16 protein-coding genes are annotated in these 18451 nt (G+C 73.2%); 6 read left to right on the top strand and 10 right to left on the bottom strand.

Features of this window, described 5'->3' with window-relative positions:
- Positions 1-191: 191 nt before the first annotated feature.
- The 4 genes from ABZ842_RS32620 to ABZ842_RS32605 form a co-directional block, all read right to left on the bottom strand.
- Positions 192-1451 carry a bifunctional RNase H/acid phosphatase gene (locus tag ABZ842_RS32620; RefSeq protein WP_361545112.1) on the bottom strand — a complete coding sequence of 420 codons (1260 nt, stop codon included), beginning with the start codon at positions 1449-1451 and terminating at the stop codon, positions 192-194.
- Entirely contained in the window at positions 1448-2191 is a 744-nt protein-coding gene (locus ABZ842_RS32615; RefSeq protein WP_361545109.1) for a C4-type zinc ribbon domain-containing protein, read from the bottom strand. Before ABZ842_RS32615 ends, ABZ842_RS32620 begins: the two co-directional genes overlap by 4 nt.
- On the bottom strand, positions 2188-3027 hold the full coding sequence (locus tag ABZ842_RS32610; protein ID WP_361545094.1) for a Nif3-like dinuclear metal center hexameric protein: 840 nt from the start codon (positions 3025-3027) through the stop codon (positions 2188-2190). The genes ABZ842_RS32615 and ABZ842_RS32610 overlap by 4 nt, the downstream gene beginning before the upstream one ends.
- Before the next feature lie 117 nt (positions 3028-3144).
- Positions 3145-4197 carry an iron-siderophore ABC transporter substrate-binding protein gene (locus ABZ842_RS32605; protein WP_361545091.1) on the bottom strand — a complete coding sequence of 351 codons (1053 nt, stop codon included), beginning with the start codon at positions 4195-4197 and terminating at the stop codon, positions 3145-3147.
- Positions 4198-4429: 232 nt separating this feature from the next.
- Between ABZ842_RS32605 and ABZ842_RS32600 the strand changes: the two genes are divergently transcribed.
- From ABZ842_RS32600 to ABZ842_RS32590, 3 genes are all read left to right on the top strand, one after another.
- Complete coding sequence (locus ABZ842_RS32600) at positions 4430-5632, top strand: hypothetical protein (protein ID WP_361545088.1); 1203 nt, start codon at positions 4430-4432, stop codon at positions 5630-5632.
- A 93-nt stretch (positions 5633-5725) separates the two neighbouring features.
- Positions 5726-5890 carry a hypothetical protein gene (locus ABZ842_RS32595; RefSeq protein ID WP_361545085.1) on the top strand — a complete coding sequence of 55 codons (165 nt, stop codon included), beginning with the start codon at positions 5726-5728 and terminating at the stop codon, positions 5888-5890.
- Between the two features lie 199 nt (positions 5891-6089).
- Positions 6090-6575, top strand: coding sequence for a hypothetical protein (locus ABZ842_RS32590; protein WP_361545082.1), 486 nt, complete (start codon positions 6090-6092; stop codon positions 6573-6575).
- A gap of 24 nt (positions 6576-6599) precedes the next feature.
- Here the strand turns inward: ABZ842_RS32590 and ABZ842_RS32585 are convergent, their stop codons facing one another.
- The 3 genes from ABZ842_RS32585 to ABZ842_RS32575 all read right to left on the bottom strand — a co-directional run bounded on the left by ABZ842_RS32585 (position 6600) and on the right by ABZ842_RS32575 (position 9635).
- Positions 6600-7541, bottom strand: coding sequence for a 3-oxoacyl-ACP reductase (locus ABZ842_RS32585; RefSeq protein WP_361545079.1), 942 nt, complete (start codon positions 7539-7541; stop codon positions 6600-6602).
- 105 nt (positions 7542-7646) lie between these two features.
- The gene (locus tag ABZ842_RS32580; RefSeq protein ID WP_361545076.1) at positions 7647-8726 is read right to left on the bottom strand and encodes a Zn-dependent alcohol dehydrogenase; all 1080 of its coding nucleotides are present in this window, start codon (positions 8724-8726) and stop codon (positions 7647-7649) included.
- 48 nt (positions 8727-8774) lie between these two features.
- Positions 8775-9635 carry a MaoC/PaaZ C-terminal domain-containing protein gene (locus tag ABZ842_RS32575; protein ID WP_361545073.1) on the bottom strand — a complete coding sequence of 287 codons (861 nt, stop codon included), beginning with the start codon at positions 9633-9635 and terminating at the stop codon, positions 8775-8777.
- Positions 9636-10277: 642 nt separating this feature from the next.
- Here ABZ842_RS32575 and ABZ842_RS32570 point away from each other — a divergent pair.
- Complete coding sequence (locus ABZ842_RS32570; RefSeq protein ID WP_361545070.1) at positions 10278-11306, top strand: alpha/beta hydrolase-fold protein; 1029 nt, start codon at positions 10278-10280, stop codon at positions 11304-11306.
- Here the strand turns inward: ABZ842_RS32570 and ABZ842_RS32565 are convergent.
- The 3 genes from ABZ842_RS32565 to ABZ842_RS32555 all read right to left on the bottom strand — a co-directional run bounded on the left by ABZ842_RS32565 (position 11295) and on the right by ABZ842_RS32555 (position 16482).
- Entirely contained in the window at positions 11295-12776 is a 1482-nt protein-coding gene (locus tag ABZ842_RS32565; RefSeq protein ID WP_361545106.1) for an MFS transporter, read from the bottom strand. The two genes, ABZ842_RS32570 and ABZ842_RS32565, sit on opposite strands and share 12 nt — an antisense overlap.
- A gap of 127 nt (positions 12777-12903) precedes the next feature.
- On the bottom strand, positions 12904-14106 hold the full coding sequence (locus tag ABZ842_RS32560; protein WP_361545067.1) for a lipid-transfer protein: 1203 nt from the start codon (positions 14104-14106) through the stop codon (positions 12904-12906).
- A gap of 105 nt (positions 14107-14211) precedes the next feature.
- On the bottom strand, positions 14212-16482 hold the full coding sequence (locus tag ABZ842_RS32555; RefSeq protein WP_361545064.1) for an acyl-CoA dehydrogenase: 2271 nt from the start codon (positions 16480-16482) through the stop codon (positions 14212-14214).
- Between the two features lie 165 nt (positions 16483-16647).
- Between ABZ842_RS32555 and ABZ842_RS32550 the strand changes: the two genes are divergently transcribed.
- A complete protein-coding gene (locus ABZ842_RS32550) occupies positions 16648-17313 on the top strand; it encodes a class I SAM-dependent methyltransferase (RefSeq protein ID WP_361545061.1) in 666 nt (221 codons plus the stop codon).
- A gap of 185 nt (positions 17314-17498) precedes the next feature.
- Positions 17499-18332, top strand: coding sequence for an N-acetylmuramoyl-L-alanine amidase (locus tag ABZ842_RS32545; RefSeq protein ID WP_361545103.1), 834 nt, complete (start codon positions 17499-17501; stop codon positions 18330-18332).
- The last annotated feature ends 119 nt before the right edge of the window (positions 18333-18451 follow it).

The raw sequence follows: 18451 nt of genomic DNA, 5'->3' as shown, positions 1-18451 counted from the left end.
TTGTTCGTTTGCGGGTGCTCTGTGACTGTTCGCGCAGTTCCGCCCCCCATGCCCGCAGGGCATGGGGGGCGGAACTGCGCGAACAGCCCACCATCGGGCCGCCTCGTACTGGACGTACGAGGAAGATCCCGACAACGCAGCGAGTGTGCGTGCCGGGTGCCGTGGTCCGGACGGGATTTGTCAGACACGGCCTAGGGCCGCAGGTGCGCCGTGTCGTTCAGCAGGCGCACCGATGACTTTCCGTCGGCGTAGTACGCCATCGCCGACAGGGACGCCGCGGAGAGTTCCATCCGGAACAGCGACTCAGGAGGGGCGCCGAGTGCCAGCCTCACCAGGGTCTTGATCGGGGTCACGTGGGAGACGACCAGCACCGTGCGGCCCGAGGAGCCGGCGAGGAGCCGGTCCCGCGCCGCGGTCACCCGGCGGGCGACCGTCGCGAAGCTCTCCCCGCCGCCCGTCGGCGCCGTCTTCGTCGACGACAGCCAGGACGTGAGGTCGTCCGGGTAGCGCTCCTGGACCTCCGCGAAGGTCAGGCCCTCCCAGGCGCCGAAGTCCGTTTCCCGGAGGTCCTCTTCGACCCGGACGTCGAGACCGAGCCGGTCGGCCACGGCGCCGGCCGTCTGACGGCAGCGCCGCAGCGGGGAGGTGACGACCTCTTGGATCGTGCCGCGCGCGGCCAGCGCCGCGGCGACCGCTTCGGCCTGGCGGAGCCCGGCCGGGGAGAGTTCCGGGTCGCTCCCGCCGCTGCCGGAGAAGCGCTTCTCGGGGGTGAGTGCGGTCTCGCCGTGCCGCAGCAGGACGAAGGTGGTGGGCGCACCGAGGTCGGCGGAGGCGCCCCAGCCGACGGGCGGCGCCGCGGTTCCGGCTGCGGTGCCGGCGTCCGCGGCGGCGGCCGGCGCCGGCGCGGTCCTGCCGCCGACGAGCGCCGCCCGGGCCTTGGCCGCACCCGCAGCCGCGTCACCGACGACTCGGGCCTCGTCGTCCTGCGCCGGCCGGCCGGAGCCGCCGGCCGCTGAAGTCGACGGCTCCCACTGCTCGCCCCGGCGCCCGGCGTCCATCGCTTCGTTGGCGAGCCGGTCCGCGTGCTTGTTCTTCTCGCGGGGGATCCACTGGTACGTCACGGCGGACGGCGGGAAGACGCCCCGGGCCTCGGCGGCCAGCGGCTTCATGTCCGGGTGCTTGATCTTCCAGCGGCCCGACATCTGCTCGACGACCAGTTTGGAGTCCATGCGGACACGGATCGTGGCGTCCGGAGCGATCGCGTGCGCGGCGCGCAGCCCGGCGATCAGGCCCTTGTACTCGGCGACGTTGTTCGTCGCGACGCCGATGTACTCGGCGGTCTCCGCCAGGGTCTGCCCGGTGGCGGCGTCGATCACCGCGGCGCCGTAGCCGGCCGGTCCCGGATTGCCCCGGGACCCGCCGTCCGCCTCGACGACGAACGTGGGCATCAGAGGCCGGACTCGGCGGTGCGGACCAGGATGCGGCGGCAGTTCTCACAGCGCAGCACCTTGTCGGCGGCGGCGGAGCGCACCTCGTTCAGCTCGGTGATGTTGAGCTCCAGACGGCAGCCCTCGCAGCGGCGCTGGTAGAGCCGGGCGGCACCCACCCCGCCCTGCTGGACGCGGAGCTTCTCGTAGAGGGACAGGAGGTCGGCGGGGACGGCGGCGGAGACGGCGGCGCGCTCCTTGGTGACCGTCGCGGCCTCGGCGTCCAGCTCCTGCGTGGCGGCGTCCCGGCGGGCGGTCGCGTCGTCGACCTTCGCCTGCACGGAGGCGACGCGGTCGGTGAGCTCGGCGACCCGCTCCTGGATGGCCTCCCGGCGCTCCATCACGTCGAGGACGACGTCCTCCAGGTCGCCCTGGCGCTTGGCGAGGGAGACGATCTCCCGCTGGAGGTTCTCCAGGTCCTTGGGAGAGGTGATCGCGCCGGAGTCCAGGCGCTGCTGGTCCCGCACCGCGCGCTGGCGGACCTGGTCGACGTCCTGCTCCGCCTTGGTCTGCTCGCGGGCGGTGTCGCTCTCTTCGGTCTGCGCGGCCACCAGCAGGTCGCGCAGCTGGGTGAGGTCCTTGGTCAACGAGTCGATCTCGGCGTGCTCGGGCAGTGACTTGCGCTTGTGGGCGAGCTGGGAGAGCCGAACGTCAAGTGCCTGGACGTCGAGGAGTCGGATCTGGTCGGCGGGCGCGGCGTTCAGTTGGGGGCTCCAGGAGAAGAGGTATGGGATGACCAGGGATCGGTGACCGTGGCGGAGACGTGGACGCGCAGGCCCCAGCCGTGCCGGTCGGAAATCTCGTCGAGCTGGGCAGCCGCCTGCTCGCACCAGGGCCACTCGGTGGCCCAGTGCGCGGCGTCCACCAGGCCGAGCGGGGAGTGCTGGGTGGCTTCGGACGCGGGGTGGTGGCGCAGGTCGGCGGTGAGGAAGGCGTCCACTTCGGCGGCCCGGACGGCGTCGAAGAGGCTGTCGCCCGAGCCGCCGCTGACGGCGACCCGGCGCACCGGGGCCTCGGGGTCACCGGCGAGCCGGATGCCCTGGGCCGTGGCCGGCAGGCGCTTGGCGGCCCGCTCGGCGAACGCGGCCAGCGTCTCGGGGTGGTCGAGCTCGCAGATGCGGCCGAGCCCACGGCGCCCCGCGGGGTCCGTGGCGTCCGGGACGAGGGGGCCGACGACCCTGAGGTCGAGCGCGCCCGCGAGCGCGTCGGAGACGCCGGGGTCGGCGCTGTCGGCGTTGGTGTGCGCGACGTGCAGGGCGATGTCGTGCTTGATCAGGGTGTGTACGACGCGGCCTTTGAAGTGGCCGGCGGCGACCGTCGTGGTGCCCCGCAGATAGAGCGGGTGGTGGGTGACGACCAGCTGGGCGCCGAGCGCGATCGCCTCGTCGGCGATCTCCTGGACGGGGTCGACGGCGAAGAGGACGCGCTGCACCTCGGCGTCGGGGTCGCCGCAGACGGTGCCCACGGCGTCCCACTGCTCGGCCCGGGCGGGGGGCCAGAGGGCGTCGAGCGCGGCGATGACTTCGGATAGGCGGGGCACGGGACACAGGTTACCCGCGCCCCGCGCTCAACCGTCCTGCCCTGTCCACAAGCGTGAGCCGATCATCACACCAATCCGTGAGCAGGGCCTTCGCCGCCCGACGCGGAAGCCCGCGCGTTACTTGACCAGGAAGCCGCGCAGGTCGTCCAGGACCTCGTCGGCCGCGGTCACGCCCAGGCCCAGGTACCAGGTCTCGTCCGCCACGTCCTTGGCCTGGCCCGCCTTCACGGCCTTCAGGTTCTTCCACAGCGGGTTGCCCAGCGCGGTGTCGCGCTTGGTCGCCTTGGGGTCCCCGTACACGCCGGTGAAGATCCAGTCGGCGTCGGCCGAGTCGATCTTCTCCGGGCTGACCTCCACGGCGAGGTCGTTGACCTGCTGGTTGGCGGGGCGGGGCAGCCCGGCGTCCTTGAGGATCGTGCCGATGAACGACGCCTGGGCGTACAGCCGGATCTTGCCGGGCATGTAGCGGACCATGGAGATCGTCGGCTTGTCGGCGCCGACGTCGGTGCCGAGCTGCTTGGCCTTCGCCTCGTACGCGGCCAGCTTCTCCTTCGCCTGCGCCGTCTTGTCGAGCGCGGCGGCGTTGAGGAGGTAGTTCTCCTTCCAGGTGAAGCCGGGCCGGATGGAGAAGACGGTCGGAGCGATGCTGGACAGCTCCTTGTACTTGTCGGCGGCGCGCAGCTGGCTGCCGAGGATCAGATCGGGCTTGAGGGCCGCGATCGCCTCCAGGTTGAGGTTGTTGATCGTGCCGACGTTCTTGGGGCTGCCGGCCGCCTCCTTCAGGTAGCCGGGGATGCCCTCGTCCCCTTCGGTGGGGGCGTACCCGACGGGCTGCACGCCGAGCGACGCGACGTTGTCCAGCTCGCCGACGTCGAGGACCACCACGCGCTTGGGCGCCGCGTCGAGCTTCGTCTTGCCCATGGCGTGGGTGACGGTGCGCGGGAACTGGCCGGCCGCCGCGTCCGTGCCCATCGCCGCGGTCTTCGCCGAAGCGTCCCCGAAGTCCTTGCCGCCCTGCGCCACGGACTTCTTGCCGTCCCCGCCGGCCTTGGCGGAGTCGGCCGCGCCGGACGAGCCCTTGTCGCCGTCGTCACCGCTGCCGCAAGCGGTGAGGGTGAGCGCGGCGGCGAGGAGTGCGGCGACGGCGGTGCCGCGACGACGAAGGGACATGACGGACTCCAGATCCAGGAGGTGACGTGACGAAGTAGCGAAGTTAGGAATGCCTTACCTCAGCACCTTAAGCACCACACACCACATCCACACCACCACCCCCCTCCCAGCACAGCGACCCTGCCTCCTCGGGGAAATCCCCCACCAGCCACCCATATGTGTGAAGTGGGGTGTCCCGTGTTGTTCGGCAGGAAGTGCGAAACCTAGCGTCGTGACCGGAGGTGACGTCGTGATGACAGTCCGTACCATCGAGAGGGCGGCGACGGGGATCTCGATCTCCGCGGACGGTGCGTACGCGGCCAGGCTCGCGGGCGCGGGCGAGGCCCTGTTCCCCGAGCGCTGGACGCTCGACGGCCCCGAGCCGTACGCCGTGCCCCTACCGCTGCACCAGCCCGAGGAGCCCGACACGGAGCTGCTCCCGCTGGCCGACGGTCGGGTGCTGGTGCACCGGCGGGCAGGCTGGCGGCAGCTCTTCTCGCTGCTGTATCCGACCGGTCCCGGCACGGGCGAACTCCCCCTCGGCGGCATCGAGTCGACCACGGCCGGGCCCGTACGGCTGCTGCCGCCGGCGCCGGACGGCCGCCGAGCCTACGCCCTCGCCCCCGGCGAGTCCTCGACCGCGATCTGGCTCGTGGCCGGCGGCGCCGCGGGGCCCGAGCGCGTCGCCGAAGTGCCGGGGCGCTGCTCGGGCGGCGTCTGGCTGGACCGTACGGGGCAACTGCTCGGACTCGACCGACAGTCGGACGGCGGCCCCGCCAAGGCGGTCGCGGTGGACCTCGCGCGCGCGGGCGAGGTCTCGCCGCTGCTCCAGATCGCCGACGACAGCGACGACCGGCTGTTGTTGGCCGCGCCCGACAGCGGACTCCTCGTCGTCCGGTCCAACGCACCGGGCGAGGACCGCATCGGCTGGGGCGTACTCGGCGGGTCGCGGCCCGTCCGCTTCCCCGACTGCCTGCGGCTGCCCGGCCGCACGGTCACGCCCTTCGCCGTCCAACCGGGGCAGGTCCTGCTGCCGGAGAGCTGTGCGGTGGCGTTCCGCGTCGACGGGGACGAGGGCAGTTGGCTGGGCGTGTGGCGGCCGTCCGGGCGGCGGCTGCACCAAAGGGCCGCGCCCGAGGGCTGGTTCGCGGGCGCGGGCCGCTGGAGCGACGCGGGCGCGCTGCACGTGCCGTACACGAACGGCGCCGTACCCTGCGGTGTCGCGGTGTTCGACGCACCCGCGGAGGCACCCGCCGACCCACCCGCCGCCCCTCCAGCCGGCCCGGCCATCGAACCGACCATCGACCCGTCAGCCGGCCTTGCTGTCGGCGGCCCTTCGTCCCCGCTCCCGGGGGTGTCCGGCGGCCCCGCGGGGCCTGCGCCGGACCGGCCCGCGGCGTACCGCCCCGTCCCTTTGCAGCAGGCGCCCCTCGGGGGCCGCAAGTTGGCTGGCTAAACTCTCCGACCTGCGCGTGACCCACGTGATCGCCGGTGTTCGGCGATGGGTCGCGAGACCACAGCCAGCCGAAACGACGGGGAAGTTACCACCATGTCTGAAACCCGAACCGACACACCCCAAACCCTTCAGGAGGACGGTGTCGCCGCGTCCGGGGCGCCGGCTGGCGACGGCGCCGGCAAGCACCGCGGCCGGGCGGCGGCCGAAGACGCGGCTGGTGAGCCGCACGGCAAGCACCGTCGGCCCGGGGCGGAGTGACGCAAGCGTCCTGACGGTCGCACCGCCGCCAAGGGCCGGCTGACGACCGTAAGGCGAGACGTGCAGCAGGACGTACGGCGAGACCTACGTCAGGACGTACGTCCAGCAGCGGTCGTGAACGACCAGTGCGGCGCCGCCCGTACGCACCGGACACGTTCCGGACGGCGTACGGGCGGTGCCGCGCCGTATGGTGGGCCCAATGCACTCCCAGCCGCCCGCCGATCCCCCTGCCCCGCAGCCCGACCCTCCGGCCGCCGCCCCGACCCCTCCGCCGGCTCCGAACTCGCCGCCGCCGGGCCGCCGCACCGGTGCCCTGGTCGGAGCCCTGTTGGTCGGCCTCTTCCTGGGTGGCGCGGGCGTCGGCACCGCGTGGGCCCTGAGCGGGGACGACGGCGGCTCGTCGGGCGAGCCGAGCGGTGCGGACGACGCCCGCGCCGGCTGCCAGGCCCTCGCCGGTTTCAAAGAATCCCTCTGGCTGGACCAGGGGCGCACGGGTGACGTCCACCGCAACCGCTTCGCCGCGGCCGGTGCGCTCACGGCGTCGGCAGCTGCCGTCGATCCGTCGTACGACGCGCTCGCCGAGGCCCTGCGCCGTGCGCAACAGCGCCACATGCAGGTCTTCGAGTTCGACGACGAGACAAAGAAGGACCTGGCGAAGGCGCGCGAGCTCTGCAAGGAGCTGTGACACCGGCCGCCGCCCCTGGGCGACTCACCGCTTCTTCAGGCCCAGCACCTCCGTCGCCGCGAAGGACTCGCCGGCCGGGCGCCCCGCGTAGTACGGCGTCAGCAGCGCGTCGAGTTCGTCGTGGCTGAAGCACTCCTTCTCCGTGTCGAACTGCGCGACCACCGCCGGGCGCGCCACGACGGCGACCATGCCGCCGTGGACGACGAACAGTTGACCGTTGACGCCCGCGGCGGCGGGCGCGGCCAGATAGCCGACCAGCGGTGCCACGTGCTCGGGCGACAGCGGGTCGAGCGCGCCGGCCGCCGGCTCCTGGAAGCCGGCGAAGACGTCCTCGGTCATCCGGGTGCGGGCTCGCGGGCAGATCGCGTTGGCGGTGACGCCGTACCGGGCGAGCGCACTCGCCGTGGACGTGGTCAGGCCCACGATGCCGCCCTTGGCCGCGGCGTAGTTCGGTTGGCCGGCCGAGCCGGCGAGGAACGCCTCCGACGAGGTGTTCACGATCCGGCCGTGGACCGGCCCGCCCGTCGCCTTGGACCGCTCGCGCCAATGCGCCGCAGCGAAACGGGTGGTGTTGAAGTGCCCTTTGAGATGGACGTGGATCACCGCGTCCCACTCGTCCTCGGCCATCGAGAAGACCATCCGGTCGCGCAGGATGCCGGCGTTGTTGACGAGGACGTCGAGCTTTCCGTACGTGGCGACGGCGAGCGCGACCAGGTCGCGGGCGGCGGCGAAGTCGGCGACGTCGCCGTGGTGGGCGACGGCCGAGCCGCCGGCCGCCCGGATCTCTTCGGCTACCTCCTCGGCCGGGGTGGCCGACGCCCCGCCCGAACCGTCCCGGCCGGGCTGTCCGTAGTCGTTGACGACGACGCAGGCGCCGAGGCGGGCCAGTTCGAGTGCTTCGGCGCGCCCGAGGCCGCGGCCCGCGCCGGTGACGATCGCGGACAGTCCGTCCAGTGGCAGGGACATCAGGTCTGCTTCCTCTCGCTCGTTCCGGCTACCCGGCTGCCCGGCGACCCGGCTGCCTGGCTTCCGGGCACGTCCTGACGCGTTTCCACGAACCGGCGCCCGGGGTCAGGCGATCTCGATGCAGGTGCGCAGCGCCACTCCGGTCCGCATCTGCTCCAGGGCGTCGTTGATCTCCGCCAGCGGGACCCGGTGCGTGATCATCGCGGCCAGGTCGATGCGGCCGGCGCGCCAGAGCGCGATGGCCCGTTCGTACGAGGCCAGGACGTCCCCGCCGCCGTACATGGAGGGCAGGATCCGCTTCTCGTCGAAGAACAGCTCGAACATGTTCAGTTGGAGGAAGTCGTCCATCGCGCCGGCGCCGACGACGCAGAGCGTGCCGCCGCGCCGGGTGGTCTCGTACGCCGTGCGCGCGGTGGCGGACTTCCCGACGACCTCGAAGACGTAGTCGAAGCCCTCGCCGCCGGTGATGCGCTGTTTGGCGTCGCCCAGTTCCTCGGGGGTCACGGCTTCGGTGGCGCCGAACCGCAGCGCGCCCTCGCGGCGGGCGGCGACGGGGTCGACGGCGACGATCTGGGCCGCACCCTTGAGCCGTGCGCCCTGGATCGCCGAGATCCCGACGCCGCCGCAGCCGATGACGGCGACGGACGCCCCGGCCCGCACGTCGGCGGTGTTGATCGCCGCGCCGAGTCCGGTGGTGACGCCGCAGCCGATGAGTGCGGCGATGTCGTACGGCACGTCGTCGGGGATCGGCACGGCGCAGCCGGCGTCCAGGACGACCTCCTCGGCGAAGGTGCCGGTGCCCGAGAAGCCGAAGAGGTCGCCGTTCGGGCGCTTGAAGTTGGGCGTGCCGGCGTTCATGAGGGCGACGAGGCAGAGGTGGGGCTGTCCGCGCTTGCAGGAGGGGCACGTTCCGCAGGGCGGCATCCAACAGATCAGCACCCGGTCGCCCGGCGTGACGTGGGTGACGCCTTCGCCGACGTCGAGGACGTCGCCCGCGCCTTCGTGGCCGGGGATGAACGGCGCGGGCTGCGGCAGGACGCCGCTCATCGCCGAGAGGTCGGAGTGGCACAGGCCGGTGGCCCTGACACGGACCCTGACCTTTCCGGGGCCGAAGCCCACGGCTTCCACGTCGTCGAGGACTTCGAGCTTTTCCTGCCCGGTCTCGTGCAGTACGGCTGCGCGCACGGTGCGGCTCCTCTCGCAGGGGTGGTGCGTGAAGGGGGTGCGGACGGGTCAGGAGTGTTCGACGACGGTGTCCGCGAGGACGGGGGCGCCGTCCCGCTCGACGGCGGTGACCGCGACCTGCACCCGGCCGCCGCTCCCGGCGGACCACATGCGGATGCGCAGCGTCTCGCCGGGGAACACGACGCCGGCGAAGCGGGTGGCGTACGAGCGGACGCGCGCGACGTCGCCGCCGAGGAGGGTGTCGACGACCGCTTTGAGGGTCATTCCGTACGAGCACAGGCCGTGCAGGATGGGCCGGTCGAAGCCGGCGCGCGCGGCGAACTGGGGGTCGGCGTGCAGCGGGTTGAGGTCGCCGGAGAGCCGGTAGAGCAGCGCCTGGTCCTCACGTACGTGCTGGTCGACGGTCTTGTCCGGGTCGCGGGCGGGCGGTTCGGCGCGGTTGGACGGCCCGCGCTCGCCGCCGAAGCCGCCTTCGCCGCGGACGAAGATCTGGGACTCGTTCGTCCACAGCGGACCGTCGGTGTCGACGGCTTCGGTGCGCAGGACGAGAACGGCCGCTTTGCCCTTGTCGTACACGGCGGCGACCCTCGTGGTCGAGGTGGCGGTGCCGACGGGCGGTAGGGGGCGGTGGACGCGGACCGTCTGGCCGCCGTGGAGGACCGACGTGAGGTCGATGTCGAGTCCGGGGCCGGCGAGTCCGCCCGCGATGCCCTTGCCGGCGCCGGCGACGGTGGCGAAGCTGGGCAGGACGTGGAGTCGGGATTCGAGGGTGTAGCGCAGTTCGTCGGGGTCGGTGGCGGGAGTGCCGGCGCCGATTCCGAGGTGGTAGAGCTGGACGTCCTTGTGGTCCCAACTGATGTCGACGCTCCGGGGTCCGGCGGCGACGGCCCTGGCGGGATCGATGGGCATGAGGCTGCTGCTCCCTTGCTGTCCCTGGTTGTCCGCGCTGGTGGTACGGGCTGCTGGCCCGGGCTGGCCCGGGCTGGAAGACCTCGGCGCGACCGTCCGCACCGTCGGCCGCACCGAGGTCGCTGGGGGCCGACCCCGCGGCCGTTTTAGAACGCGTTCTAGGGGCGGCTGGGGTATGTATAACGCAGCCCACACCACTTGGGAAGACTTCTGACGCCTCGTCAGTCACGATACTTGACGACTCGTCAGCCGCGCTCCTCTGTGCCTCTGGACGTAGCCGCCGTCTCCCTGCGGGAGCGTTGGTCTCCACTGGCCGGTGGGACTTGTTCGCGCAGTTCCCCGCGCCCCTGTTTCGCTGCCCCCGTCATTTGTCTGCGGGCTGGGGGTGGAAGTTTCTAGGGGCGCGAGGAACTGCGCGAACAGCCCACCACCAGGCCGCAGACGCCAGCGCCGCACGCTTCCCGCGGCGCCACCGCGCCGGCCCCGGATGCGGCAGGCGGGACTTCGCGGCGATGCCCTAGGGGGCGTCTCAGGGGTGAGCCGGGGATGTGATCGATTGCGGGGGCCCGGAGGCGGCGGTGACACTCGATGGGAAGGCTGTTTCCTGCGACACGATGCGAGTTGTCGAGATGAGGTGCCCGTATGCTTCCCGTCCCACCCGCCGGCCCGCCCCGCCGCGTCCTTCTGCTGACGGGCGCCCTCGCCCTGACCGCCGCCACCGGCGGAGCCGCGCACGCGGCGCCCGGTGCGCCCCGGGCTGAGGTGCTGCGCGAGGAGCACACCGGCCGTCGGATCGTCGATCTGACGGTGTCCTCGACCGCTCTCGGCCGGCCGGCGAAGGTCCGGCTGCTCACCCCCCAGGGGTGGCACGCACGCCGCCCCGCCCACCGCTGGCCAACGCTGTACTTGCTGCCGGGCGGGGACGGCGACCACCTGCCCTGGACGGAGGACTACGGCATCGAGCGCCTGCCGGGGCTGCGGCACGTGCTCGTGGTGATGCCGGAGATGCCGTTGTTCGGCTTCTACACGGACTGGTGGCAGCACGGCGCCGGCGGGCCCCCGGCGGTCGAGAGCTTCCACCTCACGGAGGTGCTGCCCCTGGTGGAGAAGCACTACGGCGCGGGGCCGCGCCGGGCGGTCGCCGGACAGTCGCAGGGAGGCTTCGGCGCCCTCTCCTACACCGCCCGAAACCGCGGCCTGTTCCGGGCCGCGGCGAGCTACAGCGGCTACGTCCATCCGCACCGACATCCGCACGCGGTGCGGGCCGCGATGCAGTACCTGGGCCTGGACTGGCTCGCCCTGTGGGGCCATCCCGAGCGGCAGCGCCACATCTGGGAGGCGCACGACCCCGCGTATCTGACCCGTCGGCTGGCCGGCGTCCCGGTCCACCTGTCCTGCGGTGACGGTCGACTCGGCCCGCTCGATCCCCCGGACAGCCTGCCCGACGAGCACATACCGGGCCTGGAGGATCCCGAGGACCCCTTCCCCGCCGATGTGCTCTCCCCCACCGAGGCCGTCATGCGGGCGGAGAACGAGATCCTGGCCCCGCGCCTACGGGCGGCCGGCGCCCGGGTGGCGACCCACTTCCACTCCGGCACGCACGACCCGCCCTACTGGTCCCGGGAGTTCCGCCGCTCGTTGCCGATGCTCCTCGCGGCCCTACACACCTGACGAGCCGCCGGCGTTGGTCGCGGTGGTGCGGCGCGGCAGCCACAGCAGCATCAGGACCGCACCGACCAGCAGCACCCCCGCGCCCACCCGGAAGGCCAGCGCGTAGCCGGCCGTCAGTTCCTCCGGGGAGGTGCCGCCCGCGGTCCTCGCCGCCGCCACCGTCGCCAGGACGGCGAGGCCGAGCGCACCGCCCATGGTGCGGGAGGTGTTGATGAGGCCGGAGACCAGGCCCGCGTCCGAGGGGTTGGCGCCGGAGGTGGCGAGGATGGAGAGCGGGGTCGCGACCAGGCCGATCCCCGTCATCATCACGATGCCCGGGCCGAGCACGTCGGTGAGATAGCTCCCGTCCGCCGTCATCATCGACTGCCAGCCGAAGCCGGTGGCCGCCATCAGGGCGCCGACGACGGCGACCGTCAGCGCGCCCGCCCGCGCCATCAGGGGTGGCGCCACCTTGGAGCCGAGGACGACCGCGACGGAGCTGGGGATCAGCGCGAGACCCGCCTCCATCGGCTCGTAGCCCAGGACGTTCTGGACGTACACCGTCATGAAGAACCAGCTTGAGAAGGAGGCCGAACCAGTGACCAGCATCGTGACGTTGGCCGCGGAGACGGCCCGGGTGCGAAAGAGCTGCAGCGGCATCAGCGGGGCCGCGGAGCGCGCCTCCACCACGACGAACAGCCCGAGCAGCGCCAGCCCGCCGAGCAGCGGCAGCAAGGTCGACGGCGCGGCCCAGCCGGCTTCCTCGGTCTCGACGATGCCGTACGCGACGGCCGCGAGCCCGACGGTGACCAGCACCGCGCCGGGCAGGTCGAGCCGGCGCCCCTCGCCCCCGCGGCTCTCGGTGAGCCAGATCGCCGCCCCCAGCAGCACGAGCACGCCGACGGGGACGTTGATCAGCAGCACCCAGCGCCACGACAGCAGATCGGTGAGGATCCCGCCGACCAGTCCACCGGCGGCGCCGCCGGCGCCGCCCACCGCGGCCCAGGTGCCGATCGCCCGGGTGCGCGCCGGCCCGGGCGGCACGGCGGAGGTGACGATGGTCAGCGTGGCCGGAGCGAGCACGGCGGCGCCGAGCCCCTGCCCCGCGCGCGCCGCCAGCAGTTGCCAGCCCTCCTGCGCCAGGCCGCCGGCGAGCGACATGACCGTGAAGAGCCCCAGCCCGGCGAGGAAGGTCCGCTTGCGGCCGAAGAGGTCCGCGGCCCGCCCGCCGAGCAGCATGAAGCCGGCGAAGGCGATGGAGTACGTGTTGAGCACCCACTGCAGGCCGGCCGGGGACAGGCCGAGGTCCGAACGCAGCGACGGCAGGGCCACGTTCACCACAGAGACGTCGAGGACGACGAGGAACTGCCCCGCGCACGCGGCGAACAGCACCAGCCAGGTGCGTCCTGGCGGCGCGGAGCCGGTGGATATGACGGGGTCGGACGGACCGTCGGCGGGGGCTTTCACGGGCTGCTGGACCATGTCCGTCATGGTCGCAGCCGCCATCGGGCCCGTACATCCGGATATCGACGTACGGGGCAGCGCGGTCCGCCGCCGCCACGGCGGTGCGCGCTACGGCACGAGCAGCAGGCGGGCCGTCGCCCCCGTCTCCGGCGGGCTACGGCGCGCGCAGCAGGGTGACGACCGCGGCCCCGCCCAGCCCGATGTTGTGTGCGAGCCCGACGCGGGCGCCCGCCACCTGGCGTTCCGCCGCCTCCCCGCGGAGCTGCCACACCAGTTCCGCGGCCTGGGCGAGCCCGGTCGCGCCCAGCGGGTGGCCCTTGGAGATCAGACCGCCCGACGGGTTGACCACCCAGCGTCCGCCGTAGGTGGTGGCGCCGTCCTCGACCAGCTTCCCCGACTCGCCGGCCGCGCACATGCCCAGCGCCTCGTACGTCAGCAGTTCGTTGACGGAGAAGCAGTCGTGCAGCTCGATCACGTCGACGTCCTCGATGCCGAGGCCGGACCGTTCGTACGCCCCGCGGGCCGCGGCGCGGGAGACGGGCGCGCCGACGACGTCGATGCACGACCCGGAGGCGAAGGTCTCTTCGGTGTCCGTCGCCATCGTCTGGGCGGCGATCTCCACGGCCCGGCCCTTCAGCCCGTGCCGTGCCACGAACCGCTCGGACACGACGACGGCCGCCGCAGCGCCGTCCGAGGTCGGCGAGCACTGGAGCTTGGTCAGCGGACGGTGGACGGTCCGCGTGGTGAGGATCTCCTCGACCGTGTACACGTCCTGGAACTGCGCCCGCGGGTTGTGGGCCGAGTGGCGGTGGTTCTTGGCGGCGACGGCCGCGAGCTGTGTCGGCGTCGTGCCGTACCGGTCCATGTGCTCCCGGGCCGCGTTGCCGAAGATCTGGGCGGTCGGCGGGGACTTCTCGAAGCCGTGCCGGGCGGCCATGACGCCGTAGTGGCGGGCGACGGGCGAGGTCGCGAAGTCCTCGGCGGCGCCCGCGCCGCTGCTGCCGGCGCCCAGCGGGCCCTTGCGCATCTTCTCGAAGCCGAGGGCGAGCACGCAGTCGCTGAGACCGCCCTCGACGAACTGCCGCGCCATCATCAGCGCGGTGGCGCCGGTGGCGCAGTTGTTGTTGACGTTGTAGACGGGGACACCGGTGAGGCCCAGCGAGTAGGCGGCGCGCTGGCCGGCCGTGGAGGGCTGGAAGCAGTAGCCGACGGGCACTTGCTCCACGTCGGCGTACGTCACCCCGGCGTCGACGAGTGCCTGGGTGCCGGCCTCGCGCGCCATGTCCCAGTACTGCCAGTCCCGGGTTTCGGGCTTCTCGAACGGCGTCATGCCGACGCCCACGATGTAGCTCTTCATGGTGTGCCTGCTCCTTCGTCTCGTTCGTCGGCTTCAGCTGGGTCGTCGGCTTCGTGTCGGTCGTCGGGCCGGCGGCGTTCGGGGCACTCGGGGCGTCCTGGCCGGTCAGTCGCGCGGCAGGCCGAGGATGCGCTCGGCGACGACGTTGAGTTGGACCTGGGTGGTGCCGCCGGCGATGGTCAGGCAGCGCGACATCAGCAGTTCGTGCACGGCCCGCTCCCCCGCGCCCTCCCGGACCGCGCCGTCGGGGCCGAGGAGTTCCAGGGCGAGTTCAGCGGTCCGCTGCTGGTGGCGGGTCTGCACGAGCTTGCGTACGGACGCGCCGGCACCGGGCTCCAGCCCGGACACTTGAAGCAGCGTGGTGCGCTGGTCGATGCAGCCGAGGGCGTGCGCCTCGGCCGCGAGGGCGCCGATCCGGGCGCGGTGCGCGCCGTCCAGGTCGGGTGCGGCGGCCAGCAGCGCGGTGAGCCCGGTGCCGAAGGTGATCTGGTCGGCCATGTGGACGCGTTCGTTGCCGAGGGTGTTGCGGGCGACCCGCCAGCCGTCGTCCACCGCGCCGACGACCGCGTCCGCCGGCAGCAGCGCGCCGTCGAACCAGACCTCGTTGAAGAGGGTCTCCCCGGTGATCTCCTTCAGCGGACGGACGTCGATGCCGGCGGTGTTCTTCATGTCGACGACGAAGTAGGTCAGCCCGCGGTGCTTGGGTGCTTCGGGGTCGGTGCGGGCGAGCAGGATGCCGTAGTCAGCGCGCTGCGCGGCGCTCGTCCACACCTTCTGGCCGGTGATGCGCCAGCCGCCGTCCGGGGTACGTTCGGCGCGGGTGCGCAGGGCTGCGAGGTCGGATCCCGCGCCGGGTTCGCTGAAGAGCTGGCACCACACCAGGTCCCCGCGCAGGGTCGGCGGCACGAAGCGGTCCCGCTGGGCCTCGGTGCCGTGGCGGAGCAGCGAGGGCACGACCCAGGTCGCGATGCCGATGCCGGCGGTGCGTACGTCCGCGTCCGCGAGTTCACGTTGGACGGCGAGCTGTTCGAGGGGGCCGGCGCCCAGGCCGTACGGGGCTGGCAGGTGGGGCGCGGTGAGCCCGTGGGGCGCGAGGGCGCGGCGGGCGGCGGCGGGGTCGAGCCCGCGTGCGGCGGCCACGACGTCCCGTACCGCTTCCCTGTGCGCGGTCGCCTCCGCGGGCAGTTCGGTGCGCAGCAGCCGTCGTGCGCCGCCGGCGCCGAGTTCGGCGGCGCGCGTGCGGTGTTCGTCGCCGGGCCCGAGGAGTTGGCGGGCGACGACGGCGCGGCGCAGGAGAAGGTGGGCGTCGTGCTCCCAGGTGAAGCCGATGCCGCCGAGGATCTGGATGCAGTCCTTGGCGCAGGTGTACGCGGCGTCGAGGGCGGTGGCGGCGGCGAGCGCGGCGGTGAGGCCGCGTTCCGGGGCGGGTGCTGCGGCGTCGGGTGCTGCGGCGTCGGGCGGCCGGGTGCTGGCGGCGGTCGCGGCGTCCCAGGTGAGCGCCCTGGCCTGTTCGAGGCGGACGAGCATCTCGGCGCACAGGTGCTTGACCGCCTGGAACTTTCCGATGGGGCGGCCGAACTGCTCGCGGACCTTGGCGTGTTCGACAGCGGTGTCCAGGGCCCGGGCGGCGACCCCGCAGGACTCGGCCGCCAGGAGCACGGCGGCGAGGTCGCGTACGAGCCAGGGGTCCGCCGACGTCCCGGCTAGGACCCGGTGTGCGGGCACGCGGACGCGTTCGGCGCGGACCTCGGCGGTGGGGCGGGTGGGGTCGGCGCTCTCGTGGACGCGGACGGCGAGGGCATCGGCGTCCACGGCCACCCAAACGGTGCCGGCGTGCCCCGCGTTACCGGTGCGCCCCGCGTTGCCGGGCTCCTCAGCAGCCGTCTGCGGCGTCGTCGCGGCCAGGATCAGGAGGTCGGCCTGGGCGCCGGCGAGGACGGGCGGGGCGGTGCCGTCGAGGACGAGGCCGCCGTCGGCGTCCCGGACGGCGGTGACGCCGCCGGGCCCGAGGGCGACGGCCGCGGTCCTGCTGCCCGTGGCGAGTGCGCTGACCAGGTCGTCGTGCTGGCCGTCGCGCAGCAGGAGTTCGGCGGCGAGGGCGTTCATCGGATACGGGCCGGGCAGCAGCGCGCGTCCGGTCTCCTCCAGCACCACGACGAGGTCCAGGAGGGTGCCGCCACCGCCGCGGTGCGCTTCGGGCAGGTGCAGCCCGAGGAGCCCTTGGGCCGCGGCGCCGTCCCAGTACGGGGGCCGGCCCAGCCCCGCGGAGGGCACGTCGAGCAGCTTGCGAACGGCGTCGGGCGCGACGGCGCGGGCGAGCCAGCGGCGGACGGAGGCGGCCAGCTGCTGGTGTTCGGGCGTGATTCCGATGGCCATGGGGCGCAGAGTAGAACGTGTTCCAATCTGACGGAAGGTCAGCCGCGGGTGAGATTCGGCGAGCGGGGTCGGGCCGCGCCCGTTCTTGGATCGTGGGGCACCATGGGGACGCGGGCCGCCGGACGGGCGGCCGGCCGCACAGGGCACCACCAGGAAGGACCCGACATGAACCAGGCACCGGCCGTCGCGACGGCGCGCCCCGGAGGCGACGTGCTCGCCGCGTTCGAGGCGGCCAAGGGGTTCATGCCGAAGGACGAAGGGCTGGCGCTGTACGCCGCGGCGGTGCAAGCCGCGGCGCTGGGGCTGCCGTTGCTGGAGGTGGGGACGTACTGCGGGCGCTCCACGGTGCTGCTCGCCGACGCCGCGCGGCGCAGCGGGACGACGGCCGTCACCGTGGACCACCACCGGGGCAGCGAGGAGCAGCAGCCGGGGTGGGAGTACCACGACGCGTCCGTCGTCGACCCGGAGGTCGGCCGGATGGACACGCTGCCGACGTTCCGCCGCACCTTGCACCGCGCCGGGCTGGAGGAGCACGTCATCGCCGTCGTCGGGCGTTCGCCGCAGGTCGCGCGGGTGTGGGGCAGCCCGCTGGGGCTGGTCTTCATAGACGGCGGCCACACGGACGAGCACGCGACGGGCGACTACGAGGGGTGGGCGCCGCACCTGGCGCAGGACGGCCTGCTGGTGATCCACGACGTCTTCCCCGACCCGGCCGACGGCGGCCAGGCGCCGTACCGCATCTACCGGCGCGCGTTGGATTCGGGCGCCTTCGTCGAGGTGTCGGCCACCGACTCGCTGCGCGTCCTGCGCCGCGTCGCGCCGGGAACGTGACGACTCCGGATTAGGCTCCGCACGTGTCGTACGACGAGCAGCAGCCCCCGCACCCCGAGCCCGGCGACCGCAGCGGGGACGGGGGCGAACGGCGTCCGCGGCGGGCGCGCCGGACCGCCGTGCTCGTCGCGTGCGTCGCGACGCTCGCGCCCGCCGCGTTCGTCGGCTGGCTGCTGTGGCAGGACATGAATGAGGGCCGGGCCGACCGGCCGACGACCCCGCAGGCGCACGCCTCCGACGCCCACGGCCGCGGCGACGTCACCGACGACAAGCCCGCCGGCGGGACGCCTTCCCACGGCATGCCTTCCAACGGCACGCCCTCCGGCGGCAAGCCCGCCGCCCTCGCGGGCGCGGTCATCGTGATCGACCCCGGCCACAATCCCGGTAACTTCCAGCACACCGCAGAGATCAATAAGCTCGTCGACATCGGAACCAACCGCAAGGAATGCGACACAACGGGTACGGCCACCGCGGACGGTTACAAGGAAGCCGCATTCACCCGCGACGTTTCACAACGTCTTCGCACTCTGCTGGAAAAGGAAGGGGCCGAGGTCACCTTCACCCACGACGCCGATCGCGCGTTCGGCCCGTGTATCGACGAACGGGCGCGGATCGGGAACAACGCGAAGGCGGACGCGGTCATTTCCGTGCACGCCGACGGTTCGGCGAAGGGCAACCGCGGATTCCACGTGATCCTGCCGGGCCCGGTCAAGGCGGGCTCCGCCGACACCGCCCCGATCGTCGCCCCCTCGCGCGATCTGGGCGGGCGCATCGCCGACGGCTTCGCGGCGGCGACCGGCAGCGCCCGCGCCAACTACATCGGCGCCGGCACCGGACTGGACGTGCGCACCGACCTGGGGGGCCTCAATCTCTCCACCGTGCCGAAGGTCTTCGTCGAGTGCGGCAATATGCAGGACCCGCAGGACGCCGCGCTGCTCAAGAACGCCGACTGGCGGCAGAAAGCGGCGCGCGGATTGGCCGACGGGCTGCGCGCGTACCTGACGGCCCGCAATAGCTGACGGTCCGCGTTTCCCGGGCCCGCGCACGATTCCCGGTGCCCCGCACGTTTCCCGACCTCCCGCCCGTTTCCCGACGCCGCGCACGATTCTCGGCGCCCGCCCGCCCGTTTCCCGGTGCC

Source organism: Streptomyces sp. NPDC047315 (assembly GCF_040643215.1).
Classification (GTDB): Bacteria; Actinomycetota; Actinomycetes; order Streptomycetales; family Streptomycetaceae; genus Streptomyces.
Note: the sequence above shows the minus strand (reverse complement) of the source record. Positions and strands in the feature narration are given on the sequence as shown.